We start from the raw sequence: 15950 nt of genomic DNA, 5'->3' as shown, positions 1-15950 counted from the left end.
GAACCGAAGTCCGCGCAGAAAAAAGTGGGAACCGGTTTTGCCGTGCTGACTTGGCAAGGACACGCCGAAAAGACTCCGCTTGGACGAAAATCCTACCAGCGGGCTGTTTCGGCAAAGCTTTTTCTCACGGCAACGCCACAGGCCCGGCCCGCATGTCTCGTCGCGGCGGTCCACCGCCCTATTATTCTCTCGGCGTTCGACAAGCGGTATTCTTAGGCGGCATTCTCAGGGAGTCCTGTTTTCATGAAGCGATTTTTGCTTGGCCTCGCCACCCTGGCCGGCCTGTTCCTCGCATCCTCACAGGCCTGGTCGGCCGACAGATTGCTGAACGCATCCTATGATGTCGGCCGCGAACTCTTTGCTGAGGTCAACAAGGCCTTCATTGCCGAGCACCCCGGCGTGAGCATCGACCAGTCGCATGCCGGAAGTTCGGCGCAAGCGCGCGCCATCGCGGAAGGCCTCAGTGCCGATGTCGTCACCTTCAACCAAGTCATCGACGTCAACTTCCTGGTCAAGAAGGGCCTCGTCTCCGCCGATTGGCAGAAGAATTTCCCCGACAACGCCTCGCCGTTCTATTCGCTACCGTCCTTTCTGGTACGCGCCGGAAATCCGAAACATATCAAGGACTGGAACGATCTCGTGCGCGACGACGTGCAGGTGATCTTCCCCAATCCGAAGACCTCAGGCAATGCGCGCTACACCTATCTGGCAGCCACCGCCTATGCCAAGGAAGCCTTCAAGGGCGACGACGCCAAGGTGAAGGAGTTCGTCACCAAGCTGTTCAACAACGTGCCGATCTTCGATACCGGCGGCCGCGCCGCCACCACCACCTTCGTGCAGCGCGAGATCGGCGATGTTCTGATCACCTTCGAGTCGGAGACGCGCGGCATCCGCAAGGAGTATGGCGAAGACAAGTTCGAACAGGTCACGCCCTCCGTCAGCCTGCTGGCCGAGTTTCCGGTGGCGATCGTCGACAAGGTCGCCGAAGAGCATGGCACTCGCGATCTCGCCAAGACCTATCTCGATTTCCTCTACACGCCACAAGGCCAGGAGATCCTTGCCGAGAACGGCAACCGGGTTCGCGACCCAGCAGTTGCAGCCAAGTACAAGGACCAGTTTCCCGATGTTCGCCTGCTGACAGTGAACGATGTCTTCGGCGGCTGGGATAAGGTGCAGGCCGAGCATTTCGCGGCTGGTGGTCTGCTCGACCAGACCTACGGCAGTCGCTAAGCTCCTCCACTTTCCGAACTGAGCAAAGAAAGCCGGCGGCGAGCCGGCTTTCTTTGCTATTCGGCTCAGGAAGTGCAATTCGGCCGGGTTCCGGCCGCCTGGCGTCCAAAACGTTACGAAGAATCAACGCCTTTGTGACAACCGTGCCATCGGGCGGCTTGTTTGCACGAACCTGCATCGCGCGATCGAAACGTCATGATTTGCACACAAACAACCGCCAGATGCGGGTGGTTGGGGTTTCATGAACTGAATCGGGCATGCTTACCAAAAAAGGCAAATACGGCCTCAAGGCCCTCGTGCATCTCTCCGGCCTGCCGGTCGGCCAGCTTGCATTCGTCAACGACATTGCCGTCGCCAACAACATTCCGAAGAAATTTCTGGACGCCATTCTCGGCGAGTTGCGCAATGCCGGCTTCGTCCAGAGCCGCAAGGGCAAGGAAGGCGGTTATCGCCTCGCCCGGCCAGCCTCCGAAATCAAGATCGGCCATGTCGTGCGCGTCCTAGACGGGCCGCTGGCGCCGATCCCTTGCGCCAGCCGCACGCAGTACCAGCGTTGCGAGGACTGCAACGAGGCGACGTGCCAGGTACGGCATATGATGCTGGAGGTACGCCAGGCGATCGCCGAGGTGCTGGACAACCGCAGCCTCGCCGCCATGCGTGACGCCGACAACGACGATTTCCAGGTCGAGCTGACGTCGCAGATCTAAATCCGGCGTTGCCGCGGTCCGAGCCTGCCAGCAGCAACCGATAGGCTGGATCTTGGAAGTCGAGCCCTCGGGCACCTCAAGGATGCCTGTGCGACCTCATGAACTCGCCCCGCCGAGCAGGCTAACCACGGTGGCGACACTGTCGGAGACCGGGCGCGTCCCGTCCAACGTCAATGCCCGCTCGTCCGCTGCCGGCGCCTCGAGAATGGCGAACTGGCTGTCGACCAGGCTTGCCGGCATGAAATGACCCTTGCGGTTGCCGACGCGCAGTTTTGCCGTTGCGGGGTCGATCTCCAGATGGACGAAAACGATATCCTGGCAAAAACCACGCAGACGATCGCGGTAGCTGCGCTTCAGTGCCGAGCACGCGGCGACCACACCCCGCCCGCCGGCGACCGACGCTGCAATGCGCTGGCCGATGGCGTCGAGCCAACCTTGGCGGAGTTGATCGGTGAGCGGCTCGCCGCTTGCCATGCGCGCGACGTTTTCGGGCGGATGCAGTCTGTCGCCCTCGACGAAGAGTGCCCCCAATGCCGCCGCCAGCGCTTCGCCGACGACTGACTTGCCGCAGCCGGCCACCCCCATCACCACGATGGCCGGTGCCGATCGACCCGCTGGCGGCTGTGTCACTCTTTCGTCAGTCATGCAGCGTCAGCCATGCAGCTTAGCGGCTTGCCGGCGCGCGGCCATAGAGCAGCAGCATGGCGACGATGACGACGCCGTAGATGATCTGCCGTCCGGCCTCGGGCATCTGCATGACGGAGAGAATGGATTGCAAAAGCGTGATCAGGATCACGCCGGCTACCGTGCCGAGATAGGAGCCGCGACCGCCGAGGATCGAGGTGCCGCCGAGCACCACCGCAGCGATCGACGGCAAAAGGTAGGCATCGCCCATCGACTGGGCCGCCTTGGAGGCATAGCCGGCCAGCAGCACGCCGCCAAAGGCCGAGAGTCCTCCGGACACTGCAAAGGCGATCATCACCACACGCCGCGTGTCGATGCCGGAAAGATAGGCGGCGCGCTCGCGGTTGCCAATGCCATAGACGGTACGGCCGAAGCCGGTGCGGCTCAGCACGAACACTGTTGCCGCGCCGATCAGCACCCAGATGATGACCGCGTTGGGTACAGCCGGAATGGCAAAGCCGGTCGCCAGGTAGCGCATCGCCGCCGTCGCCGAATCCTGCGGCGAGAAGCCCCCGGTGTAGACCACCATCAGCCCTTGCGCGACGGCGTTGGTGGCAAGCGTTATGATCATCGAGGGAATGCGCAGGTAGGCGACACCGATGCCGTTGACAATGCCGATCAGTACGCCGCAGAAGATGCCGAACGGAATGGCAAGGGCCACGCCGACCGGACCGTAAGCGGCCGCCGCACATGCCATCATGGCGCCGACCGCCACCGACCATGGCACCGACAGGTCGATCTGGCCGAGCAGGATGACCAGCATCATACCGGTGGCGATGACACCGAGGAACGAGGCCACCTTGAGCTGCTGCAGCAGATATTCAGGCGACAGGAAGCTGCGTGAATAGAGGCTGCCGACGAATAGCAGCAGCACGATGCAGGCAAAGGCCGTAACGACCGCCGGATCGGCGCGGCGGATGAATTTCGGCATGCGGTTCGCAATACCGCCGATAGTCGTTTCGCTCACAGGAACCACTCCAGCCGGTTGCGGACCCTGAACAGGCCGAAGGCGCCGAGGCTGACCGCGATCAGTAGGATAACGCCCTGGAACAGCGGCTGCCAGAGCGGATCGAAATCGAAGACGAAGAGCAGGTCGCCGATGGTGCGGAAAGCAAGCGCGCCGAAGATCGCGCCGATGGCACTGCCCTTGCCGCCGAACAGCGACACGCCGCCGAGCACCACGGCGGCGATCGAAAACAGCGTATAGGCGTTACCGCTGGCATAGGCCGCGTCGCCGGTATAGGTGAAGAACGTAAGGAACAGCCCACCGATCGCGGCAAGCAGCCCCGCTAGCGCATAGGCGGTGAATTTTCCGCGCCGGATCGGCACGCCGGACATATACGCCGCCATCTCCGACGACCCCGCCGCATAGGCGGCGCGGCCGAGCACCGAGCGGCTGAACGGCACCCAGACGACGAGCACGACGGCCAGCAGCGCAACCAGGCTCGCCGGCACCACGCCGAACAGGCGTCCGGTCAGCGCATCGGCTAGACCTTCGTTGACAGAGCCGCCCGGAAACGGCCTTAGCAGCAACGCGATGCCGAAATAGACCGCACCGGTGGCGATGGTGGCGACGATCGGCTGCAGCCGCCCATAGATGACGATGGCGCCGTTGATCGCCCCGCACAGCAGCCCGGTGCCTAGCACCGCGGCGACCCCGAAGGCGGTCTCGACGCCGCTGCCGATGACCAGCCAGGAGGCCAGGCAATTGGTCAGCGTGAAGATCATGCCGACGGAAAGGTCGATGCCGGCGGTGATCACTACCAGCGTTTGCGCCATCGCCACGAAGGCGAGCAGCACGCCCTTGTTCGAGGCCGTCTGCACGACGTTGGCGGTAAAGCCCGCCGGATGGTTCGAGGTGTAGATCGCAAACATGACAATGAAGATGCCGAACGCCAGCAGCGTTCCGCGCTGTTCGGCAAGCCAGTAGCGCCAGTCTTTCACGCTATGATCCCTTTCACGCGTTAGCTCCTCGCCTCGGGCTGGCCTCATCGCCACGGATGTTGAGCGCGCTGGCAATCAGCGCCCGCTCGGTGATCTCGGCGCCGACCAGTTCGCGCTTGACCGCGCCGTCATAGAGCACCAGCACCCGGTCGCAGCAGCCGATCAGTTCGTCATAGTCGGTCGAATAGAACAGGATCGCCGCACCGGCATCGGCGAGCTTGCGCATCAGCTGATAGAGTTCCTGCTTGGTGCCGACATCGATGCCGCGCGTCGGATCGTTAAGCAGGATGATGCGCGGCTGCCGCATCAGCCATTTGGCGATGACGACCTTCTGCTGGTTGCCACCGGATAGCGCGCCAACCGGAATGTCGAGGCCCGCCGTCTTGATCGCCAGCAGGCCGACCATGTCGTCGATCAGCCGCTGCTCAGCGGTGCGGTCGATGATGCCGGCCCTGGACAGCCGGTCGAGCGCTGCGAAAGAGAGGTTTTCGCGTACCGTCATCGGCAGCATCAGGCCTTCGGTCTTGCGATCCTCCGGGATCAGCGCCATGCCGATCCGGTCGCCGCGCGCGGCGGCCGGACTGGCGATCGCCACCGGCTTGCCGTCGATCAAAATCTGGCCGGACAGGCCGCGCAGCACACCGAAGAAAGCCAGCAGCAATTCGCGCTGGCCCTGACCGTCGAGGCCGCCAAGGCCGACGACCTCGCCTGCGCCAACCGACAGCGAGACATTGTCCAGCCGGTCGGTCCACGAAAGCTTACGCGCCTCCAGCACGGGAACGGCAGTGCCCGGTGCACGCGCGGGTTTTGCCGGGAAGATATGGCTGTATTCGCGGCCGATCATCAGTTGGACGACTTCGTTGTCGCTCTTCGAGCCGGCTGCGTAGCTGGCGACATTGCGGCCGTTGCGGAACACCGTGCACTGGTCGGCAAGCTCGGCGATCTCGTTCATGCGGTGCGAGATGTACAGCAGCGCCAGCCCTTCCGAGCGCAGCCGCTTCAGCACGGCGAAGATCTTGGCGACGTCCGCTGCGGTCAGCGCCGAGGTCGCCTCGTCGAGGATCAGGATGCGCGGCTTCCTGGCCAGCGCCTTGGCGATCTCGACCATCTGCCGCCGCGACAGCGGCAGGTCCTTGACCAGCGCCAGCGGATGAATGTCGGCGGCGCCCGCGCGCGCCAGCGCCTCCTCGGCGATGCGGCGCTGTGCCTTGCGGTCGATCATGCCAAAGCGCTTCGGCGGATCGGAAATGGCGATGTTGTCGGCAACGCTGAGTTCGGGGATCAGCGATAGCTCCTGGAAGATGCAAACGATGCCGGCCTGGTTGGCGGCGGCTGGCGAAGCGAAGGTGACCTCGCGGCCATCCAGCATCATGCGGCCTTCGTCGGGCGCGACGACGCCGGCCATAACCTTGATCAGCGTCGATTTGCCGGCGCCGTTCTCGCCGAGAATGGCATGAATGCTGCCTGGCGTAACCGAAAGCTCGGCCTTTTCCAGCGCCCGCACGCCACCGTAGCGCTTGGATATGCCTTCCATGCTGAAGAGCGGAACCGCACCGTCCATCGGCCCTCCAAGGCACTTTGACGATTGAGCATCGAGCGGCCGGCGCCGTGGAATTTCCACGGCGCCGGACGATCAGTTTACTGGTTTTCCTTGGTCTGGCCCATGATTTCCTGCGCGGTGAAATTGATGCCGCAGGTCGGGAAGGAATTGCCGACGAAGAAATTGTCGGACTGGTCGGGGAAGTAGTCCTGGCCTTCCTTGAAGTTCGGATCCTCGACGATGGCCAGCGGCAGCTTCACCGATTGCGGGACGACCTGGCCTTCGAGCGCTGCAATCGCCGTCTTGATGGCAACCGCGACCTGGGCGGGGCCGGTGCCGGCCGACGAGCATTTCAGCCCGTCCGCGGCATGGGCCGCGCAGAACTTGCGGAAGCCGTTTTCCGTCTCGCCGCCGAAAGGCACGAACGGATGCTTGGCGTCGATCATCGCCTGCACGATGCCGGTGTCGCCGCCCTGGCCGGTGACGCCGTCGAAGGGACCATTGGTGGCGATGGCATCGGCCGAGGCCTTTTGCGCCACGCCGTCGTCCCACTTGCCGACGACTTCGGTGACGTCCCACTTCTTGCCGGAGGCATCGAGAACCTCGTGAATGCCGTTGTGGCGGTCGGTGTCGACCGAAGTGCCGGCGACACCGCGCACTTCGAGCACCTTGCCGCCGTTCGGCACATGCTTGACCAGCCAGTTGCCCCACAGCTCGCCAAGGCCCTTCTGGTCTACATTGACGTTGATGGCGTCCTTGGTGTCGAGAATGTTGTCGAAGGCTACCAGCACGACGCCGGCTTCCTTGGCGCGCTTGATGACTGGTCCGAATGCGGTCGGGTTCTGCGCGTTGACGACAATCGCGTCATAGCCGGAATCGATGAAGTTGTTGATCGCTGAAATCTGTGCCGGCACATCTTCACCGGTCGAGACGACCTTGAATTCCTTTAGTTTCGCGGCGACATCCGGCTGCGCGGCATAGGCCTTTGCCGTCTGCACCATCTGGATGCGCCAGGTGTTGGCGATATAACCGTTGGCGAGCGCGATACGGTATGGGCCTTCCTTCTTGGGAAACTTGAAGAACTCGGTATCGGCCGACCATGGCACGAAGCAGTCCGGCTCGGCGGCCGGCCCCTTGACGATTTCAGGATCGGCAATGGCCGACGAACTCAACATAACGAATGCAGTGGCGGCAACGATGCCACCAGCGAGTGACTTGATCATCGATATTCCTCCCGATTGCAGTTCTGCTTGTCGTTACCTGTCGTGAAAGTCTTTGCGCGTCTGGCCGGCACCTCCTGCCGGTCGCGCCCTTTCAGGTGGATCGAATTGCCGATCCGACCCCTGCCTCACCGCCCCTCAAGCGGAGATGAAAGCTATCATATTATATATAATAAACAAGCATGAGCTGTCGCTTATATATAATAAACAGGCGTGGATCTTCGCTTGGAGCTTCCGAGCGCGAGAGATGGTAGCGCTACCATGACGCTATGTAAAGCGTCATTCACAAGATATCGAGAGTGGCTCAGCGGGCCGTGCTCTCGCGACGCTTGAGCTCGAAGCCGAGGTCGACAACCCGCTGTTCCGGCCTCTCGCCGGCAATCGCCGCGAGCGCCATGGCGACCGAGCGCCGGCCGATCTCGTAGCGGGGCGTCCGGACGCTGGTGACCGACGGAAACGCCACCTGCATCATATCGAGATCGTTGAAACCTGTGATGCCGATGGTCTTCGGCACGGCAATCGAGGCGTGGTGGCATTCGAACAGCACGCCGAGCGCGATGTCGTCATTGTTGCAGAAAACCCCGTCGAGCATCGGCATCTTGGCCAGTGCGCCGCGAAACAGCTCGCGGCCGAGCGACACGCTGGACGGCACCGGCGTGGTGGTGACCAGCCGCGCGTCGAACAGGCCGGCTGCCTCCATCGCCGCGCGATAGCCGGCCAGGCGCCGTTGCGAACGCGGGTCCATGCGGGCGCCGATGAAGCCGATCCGGCGATAACCTGCCTCGATCATGTGTTCCGCCGCGGTCCTGCCACCGTCGAAATGCGAGAAGCCGACCATCATGTCGACTGGATCGGGACCGGTCTCCATGACCTGGACCACCGGGCAGCCGGCCGCCTCGAGCAGTCTTCGCGACGTCGGCGTCTGGTCGATGCCGGCCACGATCAGCGCCGCCGGACGCTGCGGGCCGAACACCTGCAACAGCCGTTCCTCCTCGAGGCCAGAATAATGGGTGTTGCCGAGTTGGATGCGGAACGGGCTGTCCGACAGGCTATCATAGATGCCGCGCACCGTTTCGGCGAAGACGTTGTTGGTAAGCGACGGCACCAGAACGCCAAACACCTCGGCGCGCGCCGAGGCCAGCGCCCGCGCATTCGGGTCGGGCACATAGCCGAGCTCGTCGACGGCGGCGAGTATCTGGCGGCGCAAATCTTCCGAGACGCGCTCCGGTTCGCGCAAGGCGCGCGACACGGTAATGGCGCCGACGCCGGCCTTGCGCGCGACATCGGCGATGGTGGGGCGACCGCCGCCGCGGCGTGAGCGCGGCTTGATCACGGCCTTTTCCCCAACGCCGAACAATCGTCGGCTGGCCGCGAAACGATGTTCAGCGTCTTTGCCACTGTCGCCATGCCAACCCGGCCTGCTGCCGCACCCACTCGCCATCTGGCGTCGCGCAGCCTTCCGCCAATGTCAAGCGAACGGGTGGCACGGCCGGTGAAGCCGTCCTGCTTCAGGCCACAGCCGCGGCGCTGCGCCGCGCCTTCCACAGCACAAGCACCATGGCGAGGATGTTCGCAAGGTTCCAGGCAATGCCATTGAGGAAGGCGGCGGCATAGGAGCCTGTCAAATCGTAGATCCAGCCCGACATCCAGCCGCCGATCGCCATGCCGAATATGGTCGCCATCATCACGATGCCGACGCGCTGACCAGCCTCTTTTGCGGGCATGTATTCGCGTACGATGATCGCATAGCAAGGCACGATGCCGCCTTGCGACAGGCCGAAGACCAACGAGACGACATAGAGCGAGGCGAGGCCATCGAAGGGGATGTAGAACAACAGCGACAGGCATTGCAGCACCGAGCCGATCAGCAGTGTTTTCACGCCGCCGATGCGGTCGGCGATGAAGCCGGACGCCAGCCGGCTGACGACGCCTGCCGCCAGCATGATCGACAGCATGTCGGCGCCATGCGCTACGCCGTAGCCGAGATCCATGCAATAGGCGACGATATGGACCTGCGGCATCGACATCGCCACGCAGCAGCCTAGCCCGGCAACGACGAGCAGCACCTGCAAGGCCGCCGGCGACAGCGAGATCGGCTGCACGCGCCGGCTGCCGGACGATCCGGAGATGGCTTCGCGGGGCGCGCCGCGTCTCAGCAACAGGATCAGCGGCACCATGGTCGCGAGGCAGACAACGCCGATCGCGGCATAGGTAAAGCGCCAGCCTTCGCTCTGTATGACATGGGGGATCGCCAATGGCCAGATCGCTCCAGCGAGGTAGTTGCCGGCGGCGGCCGCCGTCACCGCGACGCCACGCCGGCGGTTGAACCAGTGCGATATGTCTGCGATCAACGGTCCGAAAATCGTCGACGTGCCGACGCCGATCAAAACCCCTTGGACGAGGGTGAACTGCATGATCGAAGTAGTCAGCGAGGCGAGCAGGAAACCGGCGCCGAGCGCCATCGCGGCGATGAGCGCCGGGATCCAGTAGCCCATGCGGTCGATGGCGCGGCCGACCAGAACATTGCCGGCGGCGAAGCCGATCATCGTTGCAGTGTAGGGCATCGACGCGGCGGCGCGGTCGACGCCGAATTCGGCTTGCACGGCAGGCAGAACGACCACCACAGCCCACATGCCGACACCGCCGATGGTCGCCAGAAGCATCGAGATGGCGAGCCGCATCCAGGCGTAGGCGCTGTCGATGCCGGGGCGGCTTGCCTGGCTTGAGACGGTTGGGGGCAAGGCGTTTCCTGTCCGCGGTTTCGTGAAATCGACCGGTTTGTGCCACTATCGCCGCGTTCACGGCGGCGAGCAGCGCCACGACAGGCAAATCCGTGGCTCCAGGCGTTTCGCAATGCGGGAACACTGGCCGCCGTCTGGAGTTTTCTATCAAACTAGTTGTGAAAGGAGTTTGCCATGACCGCGAAAAAGAAATGGTCGGCGGACGTCACCAAGCACAGCGATGCCCTGGATCTCGAAGCGCATGTGTTCGAATCCGATGACGCCAGGAAGATCGCGGCCTCACTCAAGCGATCTGCCGAACACAGCGACCGCCGCAAGGCCGAGCCATTCCGGTCCGCCATGTCGATGCTGAATTTCTACATCAACCGCGCCGGCAAGAACTTGCCGGCTGCAAGGAAGAAAGTGCTGGAGGACGCTAAGGACGAACTGCGCGCCGCTTTCGGGCGCCCTAAAGAGGGTTAGAGCGCCCTACCTGGACCTGATCACGGCGTCGGTATTGGCCAGCAGCTTGCGCACCGCGGCGCGGGCAGCATCCGGACGCTGCAGGCGGATGTTCTTCTCGATCGCCTCGTGCAGCTTCTGCGCCTGCTGTAAATCGTCCAGCTCCCGCGTCGTATAGGCGAACAGATGATCGAACGCCGATTCGATCAAGACGCCGAGCGGCACCAGGAGATCATTGCCCGACGCCCGCAGGATAGCGAGATGAAAGCGCGTGTCGGCGCGTGTACGCTCCTGCAGGCTGGTCGCCTCGCCCATCTCGCGGCAGGCGTGGCTGATCTCGGCCATCTGCTCGTCGGTGCGCCGCATTGCGGCGAAGGCGGTCGCCTCCGGCTCGATGATGTGGCGGAACTCCTGCACGGTTTTCAGGAAAACCTCGCGATCGGGCGAGGTCGCATACCAAGCCAGCACATCGCGATCGAGCAGGTTCCAGCGCTCTTTCGGCTCGACCCAGCTGCCGATCTTGGGGCGTGACGCCAGCAGGCTCTTCGCCATCAGCATCTTGATCGCCTCGCGCACCGCCGAGCGGCTGACGTCGAAGGTTTCCGACCATTTGGCTTCGTTGGGCAGGATAGTCCCCGGCGGATAGTCGCCGCGCACGATGCGAAGGCCGATCTCATTGGCCAATGACGCATGCACGCTCGAGCCCGGCATACGTGCTGCGTCGGCCCGGCGAACGACAGTCGGGCGCTCGGCGGATACCGCCTTGGCAGGCATTTTTCCCTTATTCGGCTTCCCGTCCCGCATGTGCTCACAAAGTCTGGATTTGGAGACGTGTCAAGCAGATGAAATAGACGGCAGTGTCTCAGTTTGAAATTCCGCACCCGACTCCTTGCCGACACCGCGCTTTGCCGAGCGTTCACGCCGGAGAGGCATGGACACTCTCTTTGTTCCGACTGAATTCCTCGATCAGAAAGTCAAGAAAGACGCGGATCTTCGGGGCAAGATGTTGCCGTGCAGGGTAGACCGCGTACAGTGTGGTTTCGACCGTGTTCCAGTCATCCAGAGCCGATTGCAGCCGGCCTGCGTTCAGGTCGCTCTCGACATAGAGACAGGGGATCAGACTGACGCCGAAGCCCGCGCGCAGCGCATCGCGCACAGCAAGGCTCGACGAGACCGAATATCGTCCGTCGATGGCGATCCGCTCGGTGCGACCGTCCTTGCGGAACTCCCATATGTCCGCATGCCCCGAGAGGCTGAATCGTATGCAGTTGACCGCCTTCAAATCGGAGGGTGTTTTTGGCCGGCCATGCTTCTCAAAATAAGACGGAGCTGCGCAAAGCACGTGCGGCATGACCGCAAGCTTTCTCGCGACCAGGCTGGAATCCTCAAGATTGTCGCTGCCGCGGATGGCAAGGTCAAACCCCTCCCGGACGATATCGACGCGCCTGTCATCAAGATGCAGATCGAGTTTCAAATCGGGATAGCGCGATAGAAACTCGGGAATAGCAGCCGAAAGCCATGTCAGCGTGACAGTCATCGGCGCGCTGACCCGCAACGTGCCGCTCGGTGCCGTCTTGATCGGGCACAGGATCTGGTCCGCCCTGGCCAGCGCATCGAGCCCGTGCGTGACATGCTCCAGATAGATCCTGCCTTCTTCGGTCAGGGCCATACGCCGCGTCGTCCGGTTGATGAGCCGCACGCCCAGATGCGCCTCCAACTCGGCGATGTTCTTGCTGATCGCTGGAGGAGAGAGACCAAGCCGCCGTCCGGCTTCGGCAAAGCTGTTCAGCTCCGCCACATGGCGGAAAACCTGCAATGCAGTAAGGCGATCCATCGCACCATTCTCTACCAGTAAATAATGTCTTTCATTTGTCACATATTATCGCCCTCTGGTAAATTCTGTATTTGCTTCCGAACGACTTTCTCAGTTTCGGAATGACATGATGACCAACCCCACAATCTCCCTTATCGAGCGACGTGTGTCGGCCAATCTGTTCGATGCCTCGCACGCATTGGCGGATGCCGAGGTCGAGGAACTGGCACGTCTGGCAACGCGCGCGCCAACCGCCTACAACCTTCAGAATTGGCGGTTCATTGCTGTGCGGGCGCCGGAAGCAAAGGCACTATTGCGCAGCCTCGCCTATGGCCAGGCCAAGGTGCAGGAGGCCGCCGTCACCTTCATCATATGCGGCGTGCTGCCCGACCATGCTGCCCTCGCCGCAAGGCTGCTTCCTTTCGTGAAAGCCGGCTTCATGCCGGCGGCTATGGCTTCGGGCTGGCAAGAAGGCGCCCGCTCACAATATGCCGATCCTCAGACAGCCCGCGATGAAGCCGTGCGCTCGGCAACCCTTGGCGCTGCAACGCTGATTTTTGCAGCCGAAGCGCTGGGCCTCGTCTCCTGTCCTATGGTCGGTTTCGATGCCGAAGGCGTGGCGCGCGAGTTTGGCCTTGGGCCGAATGAAGTGCCCGTGATGCTCGTCGCAGTCGGCCGCGCCGCGCCCGGGAACTGGCCGCAAAAGCCCCGCCGCCCTCTTGCCGAAGTTCTGGAAATCTCATGAAAACGCGCGGTTTCGATCTGTTTTACACGGCAATTGCACCCTCCATTTGGGGCAGTACCTATATCGTCACCACCGAGTTCCTGACCAACTTTTCCCCGATGACGGTCGCAATGCTGCGTGCCTTGCCCGCCGGATTGCTGCTGCTCGTGATCGTTCGGCAACTTCCGACGGGCATCTGGTGGCTACGCAGTTTTGTCCTCGGGGCCCTCAACATCTCGATCTTCTTGAGCATGTTGTTTGTCGCGGCCTACCGGCTTCCGGGCGGGGTTGCCGCGACGGTGTTAGCGGTCCAGCCGTTGATCGTGATTTTCCTCGCCTCTGTCCTGCTTGCCAGCCCTGTCCGCCGGTTGTCGATCCTCGCCGCTCTTGTCGGGATCGGAGGTGTTGCATTGTTGGTGCTGACCCCGAATGCGGCGCTCGATGCGGTCGGCGTTGCCGCCGGCCTCGCCGGGGCGGCCTCCATGGCCTTCGGAAACGTGTTGACCCGTAAGTGGCAACCCTCAGTATCGCTGCTCACCTTTACAGCATGGCAACTAACTGCCGGTGGTCTCCTTCTCGTTCCGGTGGCTCTGCTTTTCGAACCGTCCATCCCATTCCTGACCGGGGCCAACCTGCTTGGACTGGTATGGCTCGGACTGATCGGTGCGGCCCTGACTTATGTCCTCTGGTTCCGGGGTATTGCACGACTGGAATCTGCAGTCGTGTCATCGCTCCTGTTCCTCAGCCCCGTGACCGCAGTGCTGCTTGGATGGGTGTTCTTGGATCAGACACTGACCTTGCCTCAAATCGCCGGTGTCGTTTTCGTCATCGGCAGTATCTGGCTAAGTCAACGCGCCAATCGCAGTTCCGGATGAACCGCTCCGGGTTGCCGGAGGGTCTATTTGACGTATTTCCGCCAGCTGTGTTCCGGACGGAAGCCGAGCACATCCTTAGCCTTGCGGTTGGAGAGCAGCGTCTCATATTCGCCGAGCTCGGCCTTGACCGGCACGCCGGGGTAAAACCGCTTCAACAGTTCGGCGGTCGGCAGGTCGGACGAGGCATCGTCATTGGCGGCATTGAACACCTGATAGCCGAGCCCGTCCTTCTCGATGGCGCGCAGAGTGATCTGGCCGAGGTCGCGCGCGTCGATATAGCTCCAGGCGATCCGCTTGCGGAAACCCGGATCGGCGAACCATTTCGGGAACAGCGAATATTCCTGCGGCTCGATGACGTTTCCGATGCGCAAGGCATAGATGTCGAAGCCGCTGCGCAGCGCGAAGGCGCGCGCCGTCTTCTCGTTGACGACCTTGGACAGCGCGTAGCTGTCCATCGGATCGACATCGTAGTCCTCGTCGAGCGGGAAATGCGTCGGATTGCGCGGCTCGTTGGCGAACACCAGGCCATAGGTCGTCTCGCTGGAGGCGATCACCACCTTGCGGATACCGAGCTTCACCGCCGCCTCGATCACATTGTAGGTGCCGAGCGCGTTGATGCGGAACACCTCGTTGTCGGGCGTGATCATGATGCGCGGGATGGCCGCGAAATGCACCACAGCATCGACCGGCTGCGAGCGCAGCGAAGGATCGAACTCGTGCAGGCCCGCATAGCTCGACAGCGCATTGAAGACCTGCCCGCTGTCGGTGATGTCGGTGATCAGCGTGCGCACCTTGGGATTGTCGAGCGGCTTGGTGTCGATATTGAGCACCTGACAGCCATGCTCGACCAGATACTGCACCACATGGCGCCCGGCCTTGCCGCTGCCGCCGGTGAACATGATCCGCTTGGTCATTTTGCTCTCCACATTCTTCATTCTTCGGGATTTCTGTGTATTGTCAGACAATATGGCATTCCGCGATCGCCTGCCAACACCTGCGGCAAAAACCCTTCCAACAATCGCCTGCAAGTTGGCAGCGCTGCCATCGATCACCGCAAAACAGGGACGAAACGACATGAATACGACTGCCGCTAGCGAAAAGATCGGCTTCATCGGCCTTGGCCTGATGGGGCATGGAATCGCGAAGAACATTGTCGACAAGGGCTACGCACTGACGTTCCTCGGCCGCAAGAACCGCAAGCCGGCGGAGGACCTGCTTGGCCGGGGCGCAAAGGAAGCAACGACCTCGCGCGACGTCGCGGCAGCATCTGACATCGTCTTCATCTGCGTCACCGGCTCGCGCGAGGTCGAAGCCATTATCCGTGGCCCCGGCGGCCTCAAGGAATGCCTCAGGAAAGGCTCGGTGGTCGTTGATTGCTCGACCTCGGATCCGACCTCGACAGTAGCGCTTGCCGCCGAACTCAAGGCGCTCGGCGTCGACTATGTCGACGCCCCGCTCAGCCGCACACCGAAGGAGGCCTGGGAAGGCACGCTCGATGCCATGGTCGGCGCGCCCGACGCCGTCTTTGCCAGGCTGAAGCCGGTGCTCGAAACCTGGGCCGGTCGCATCGTCCATATCGGCGACACCGGCGACGGCCACCGCATGAAGCTGCTCAACAATTTCATTTCACTCGGCTACGCAGCGATCTATTCCGAGGCGCTGGCCCTGGCCGAGAAGGTGGGCATATCGCCGGCGCGTTTCGACAGCGTCATCCGCAACGGCCGCATGGATTGCGGCTTCTACCAGACTTTCATGCGCTGGACGCTGGAAGGCGATCGCGACGCGCACAAATTCTCCATTGCCAACGCCTTCAAGGACCTCACCTATCTCGAATCGATGGCAGGTGCAGCCGGCATCGCCAATCCGCTCGGCAACGCCACCAAGAACTCCTTCGCCGGCGCCTTCGCCGCCGGGCCCGCCGATCAATATGTGCCGATGCTGGCAACGCATATCGGCAAGGTCAACGGCGTTGATCTGACGCCAACGAAGGACGGCAAGCGGCAGGAGGTTCGAGGGTAGCAGGCTCACCTG

The 15950-nt window shown here is 62.5% G+C and carries 16 protein-coding genes; 6 read left to right on the top strand and 10 right to left on the bottom strand.

Annotation, left to right across the window (positions count from 1 at the left end; all coding sequences use genetic code 11):
- The first annotated feature begins 243 nt into the window (after positions 1 to 243).
- On the top strand, positions 244 to 1230 hold the full coding sequence (locus tag EN859_RS10135; protein ID WP_127853220.1) for a sulfate ABC transporter substrate-binding protein: 987 nt from the start codon (positions 244 to 246) through the stop codon (positions 1228 to 1230).
- 257 nt (positions 1231 to 1487) lie between these two features.
- Positions 1488 to 1937 (top strand): Rrf2 family transcriptional regulator, encoded by a 450-nt coding sequence (locus EN859_RS10130; RefSeq protein ID WP_127853219.1) that lies wholly within the window; start codon positions 1488 to 1490, stop codon positions 1935 to 1937.
- A 96-nt stretch (positions 1938 to 2033) separates the two neighbouring features.
- On the opposite strand, the gene EN859_RS10125 is transcribed toward EN859_RS10130, so the two are convergent.
- From EN859_RS10125 to EN859_RS10095, 7 genes are all read right to left on the bottom strand, one after another.
- Positions 2034 to 2582, bottom strand: a complete 549-nt coding sequence (locus EN859_RS10125) for a gluconokinase (RefSeq protein WP_127853218.1) — start codon at positions 2580 to 2582, stop codon at positions 2034 to 2036.
- Between the two features lie 19 nt (positions 2583 to 2601).
- Positions 2602 to 3588, bottom strand: a complete 987-nt coding sequence (locus EN859_RS10120) for an ABC transporter permease (RefSeq protein WP_127853217.1) — start codon at positions 3586 to 3588, stop codon at positions 2602 to 2604.
- A complete protein-coding gene (locus EN859_RS10115) occupies positions 3585 to 4565 on the bottom strand; it encodes an ABC transporter permease (RefSeq protein WP_127853216.1) in 981 nt (326 codons plus the stop codon). The genes EN859_RS10120 and EN859_RS10115 overlap by 4 nt, the downstream gene beginning before the upstream one ends.
- 13 nt (positions 4566 to 4578) lie before the next feature.
- Entirely contained in the window at positions 4579 to 6126 is a 1548-nt protein-coding gene (locus tag EN859_RS10110) for a sugar ABC transporter ATP-binding protein (protein WP_127853215.1), read from the bottom strand.
- A 77-nt stretch (positions 6127 to 6203) separates the two neighbouring features.
- Positions 6204 to 7328 carry a sugar ABC transporter substrate-binding protein gene (locus EN859_RS10105; protein ID WP_127853214.1) on the bottom strand — a complete coding sequence of 375 codons (1125 nt, stop codon included), beginning with the start codon at positions 7326 to 7328 and terminating at the stop codon, positions 6204 to 6206.
- 301 nt (positions 7329 to 7629) lie between these two features.
- Positions 7630 to 8658, bottom strand: a complete 1029-nt coding sequence (locus tag EN859_RS10100) for a LacI family DNA-binding transcriptional regulator (RefSeq protein ID WP_127853213.1) — start codon at positions 8656 to 8658, stop codon at positions 7630 to 7632.
- A gap of 175 nt (positions 8659 to 8833) precedes the next feature.
- Entirely contained in the window at positions 8834 to 10006 is a 1173-nt protein-coding gene (locus EN859_RS10095) for an MFS transporter (protein ID WP_127853391.1), read from the bottom strand.
- A 234-nt stretch (positions 10007 to 10240) separates the two neighbouring features.
- Between EN859_RS10095 and EN859_RS10090 the strand changes: the two genes are divergently transcribed.
- Positions 10241 to 10528, top strand: coding sequence for a DUF3175 domain-containing protein (locus tag EN859_RS10090; protein WP_127853212.1), 288 nt, complete (start codon positions 10241 to 10243; stop codon positions 10526 to 10528).
- Between the two features lie 6 nt (positions 10529 to 10534).
- Here EN859_RS10090 and EN859_RS10085 read toward each other — a convergent pair whose 3' ends face one another.
- Positions 10535 to 11311, bottom strand: coding sequence for a FadR/GntR family transcriptional regulator (locus tag EN859_RS10085; protein WP_127853211.1), 777 nt, complete (start codon positions 11309 to 11311; stop codon positions 10535 to 10537).
- A 112-nt stretch (positions 11312 to 11423) separates the two neighbouring features.
- A complete protein-coding gene (locus EN859_RS10080) occupies positions 11424 to 12383 on the bottom strand; it encodes a LysR family transcriptional regulator (protein WP_245525517.1) in 960 nt (319 codons plus the stop codon).
- Between the two features lie 67 nt (positions 12384 to 12450).
- On the opposite strand from EN859_RS10080, the gene EN859_RS10075 reads away from it, so the two are divergent.
- Both EN859_RS10075 and EN859_RS10070 read left to right on the top strand, forming a co-directional pair.
- Complete coding sequence (locus EN859_RS10075) at positions 12451 to 13065, top strand: nitroreductase family protein (protein ID WP_127853210.1); 615 nt, start codon at positions 12451 to 12453, stop codon at positions 13063 to 13065.
- On the top strand, positions 13062 to 13919 hold the full coding sequence (locus EN859_RS10070) for an EamA family transporter (RefSeq protein WP_127853209.1): 858 nt from the start codon (positions 13062 to 13064) through the stop codon (positions 13917 to 13919). Before EN859_RS10075 ends, EN859_RS10070 begins: the two co-directional genes overlap by 4 nt.
- Before the next feature lie 23 nt (positions 13920 to 13942).
- Here EN859_RS10070 and EN859_RS10065 read toward each other — a convergent pair whose 3' ends face one another.
- Entirely contained in the window at positions 13943 to 14833 is an 891-nt protein-coding gene (locus EN859_RS10065; RefSeq protein ID WP_127853208.1) for an NAD(P)-dependent oxidoreductase, read from the bottom strand.
- A gap of 160 nt (positions 14834 to 14993) precedes the next feature.
- Between EN859_RS10065 and EN859_RS10060 the strand changes: the two genes are divergently transcribed.
- Positions 14994 to 15938, top strand: a complete 945-nt coding sequence (locus EN859_RS10060; protein ID WP_127853207.1) for an NAD(P)-dependent oxidoreductase — start codon at positions 14994 to 14996, stop codon at positions 15936 to 15938.
- Positions 15939 to 15950: the final 12 nt, after the last annotated feature.

It is taken from the genome of Mesorhizobium sp. M00.F.Ca.ET.216.01.1.1 (genome assembly GCF_004010325.2).
Lineage (GTDB): Bacteria > Pseudomonadota > Alphaproteobacteria > Rhizobiales > Rhizobiaceae > Mesorhizobium.
Note: the sequence above shows the minus strand (reverse complement) of the source record. Positions and strands in the feature narration are given on the sequence as shown.

What these genes read in the sequence shown, in the direction of transcription:
- EN859_RS10075 (WP_127853210.1), top strand. Translation starts at nt 12,451, where the DNA reads ATGACCAACCCCACAATCTCCCTTATCGAGCGACGTGTGTCGGCCAAT.
- EN859_RS10125 (WP_127853218.1), bottom strand. Translation starts at nt 2,582, where the DNA reads ATGACTGACGAAAGAGTGACACAGCCGCCAGCGGGTCGATCGGCACCG.
- EN859_RS10110 (WP_127853215.1), bottom strand. Translation starts at nt 6,126, where the DNA reads ATGGACGGTGCGGTTCCGCTCTTCAGCATGGAAGGCATATCCAAGCGC.
- EN859_RS10070 (WP_127853209.1), top strand. Translation starts at nt 13,062, where the DNA reads ATGAAAACGCGCGGTTTCGATCTGTTTTACACGGCAATTGCACCCTCC.
- EN859_RS10130 (WP_127853219.1), top strand. Translation starts at nt 1,488, where the DNA reads ATGCTTACCAAAAAAGGCAAATACGGCCTCAAGGCCCTCGTGCATCTC.
- EN859_RS10135 (WP_127853220.1), top strand. Translation starts at nt 244, where the DNA reads ATGAAGCGATTTTTGCTTGGCCTCGCCACCCTGGCCGGCCTGTTCCTC.
- EN859_RS10085 (WP_127853211.1), bottom strand. Translation starts at nt 11,311, where the DNA reads ATGCGGGACGGGAAGCCGAATAAGGGAAAAATGCCTGCCAAGGCGGTA.
- EN859_RS10060 (WP_127853207.1), top strand. Translation starts at nt 14,994, where the DNA reads ATGAATACGACTGCCGCTAGCGAAAAGATCGGCTTCATCGGCCTTGGC.
- EN859_RS10090 (WP_127853212.1), top strand. Translation starts at nt 10,241, where the DNA reads ATGACCGCGAAAAAGAAATGGTCGGCGGACGTCACCAAGCACAGCGAT.
- EN859_RS10065 (WP_127853208.1), bottom strand. Translation starts at nt 14,833, where the DNA reads ATGACCAAGCGGATCATGTTCACCGGCGGCAGCGGCAAGGCCGGGCGC.
- EN859_RS10105 (WP_127853214.1), bottom strand. Translation starts at nt 7,328, where the DNA reads ATGATCAAGTCACTCGCTGGTGGCATCGTTGCCGCCACTGCATTCGTT.
- EN859_RS10095 (WP_127853391.1), bottom strand. Translation starts at nt 10,006, where the DNA reads ATGCGGCTCGCCATCTCGATGCTTCTGGCGACCATCGGCGGTGTCGGC.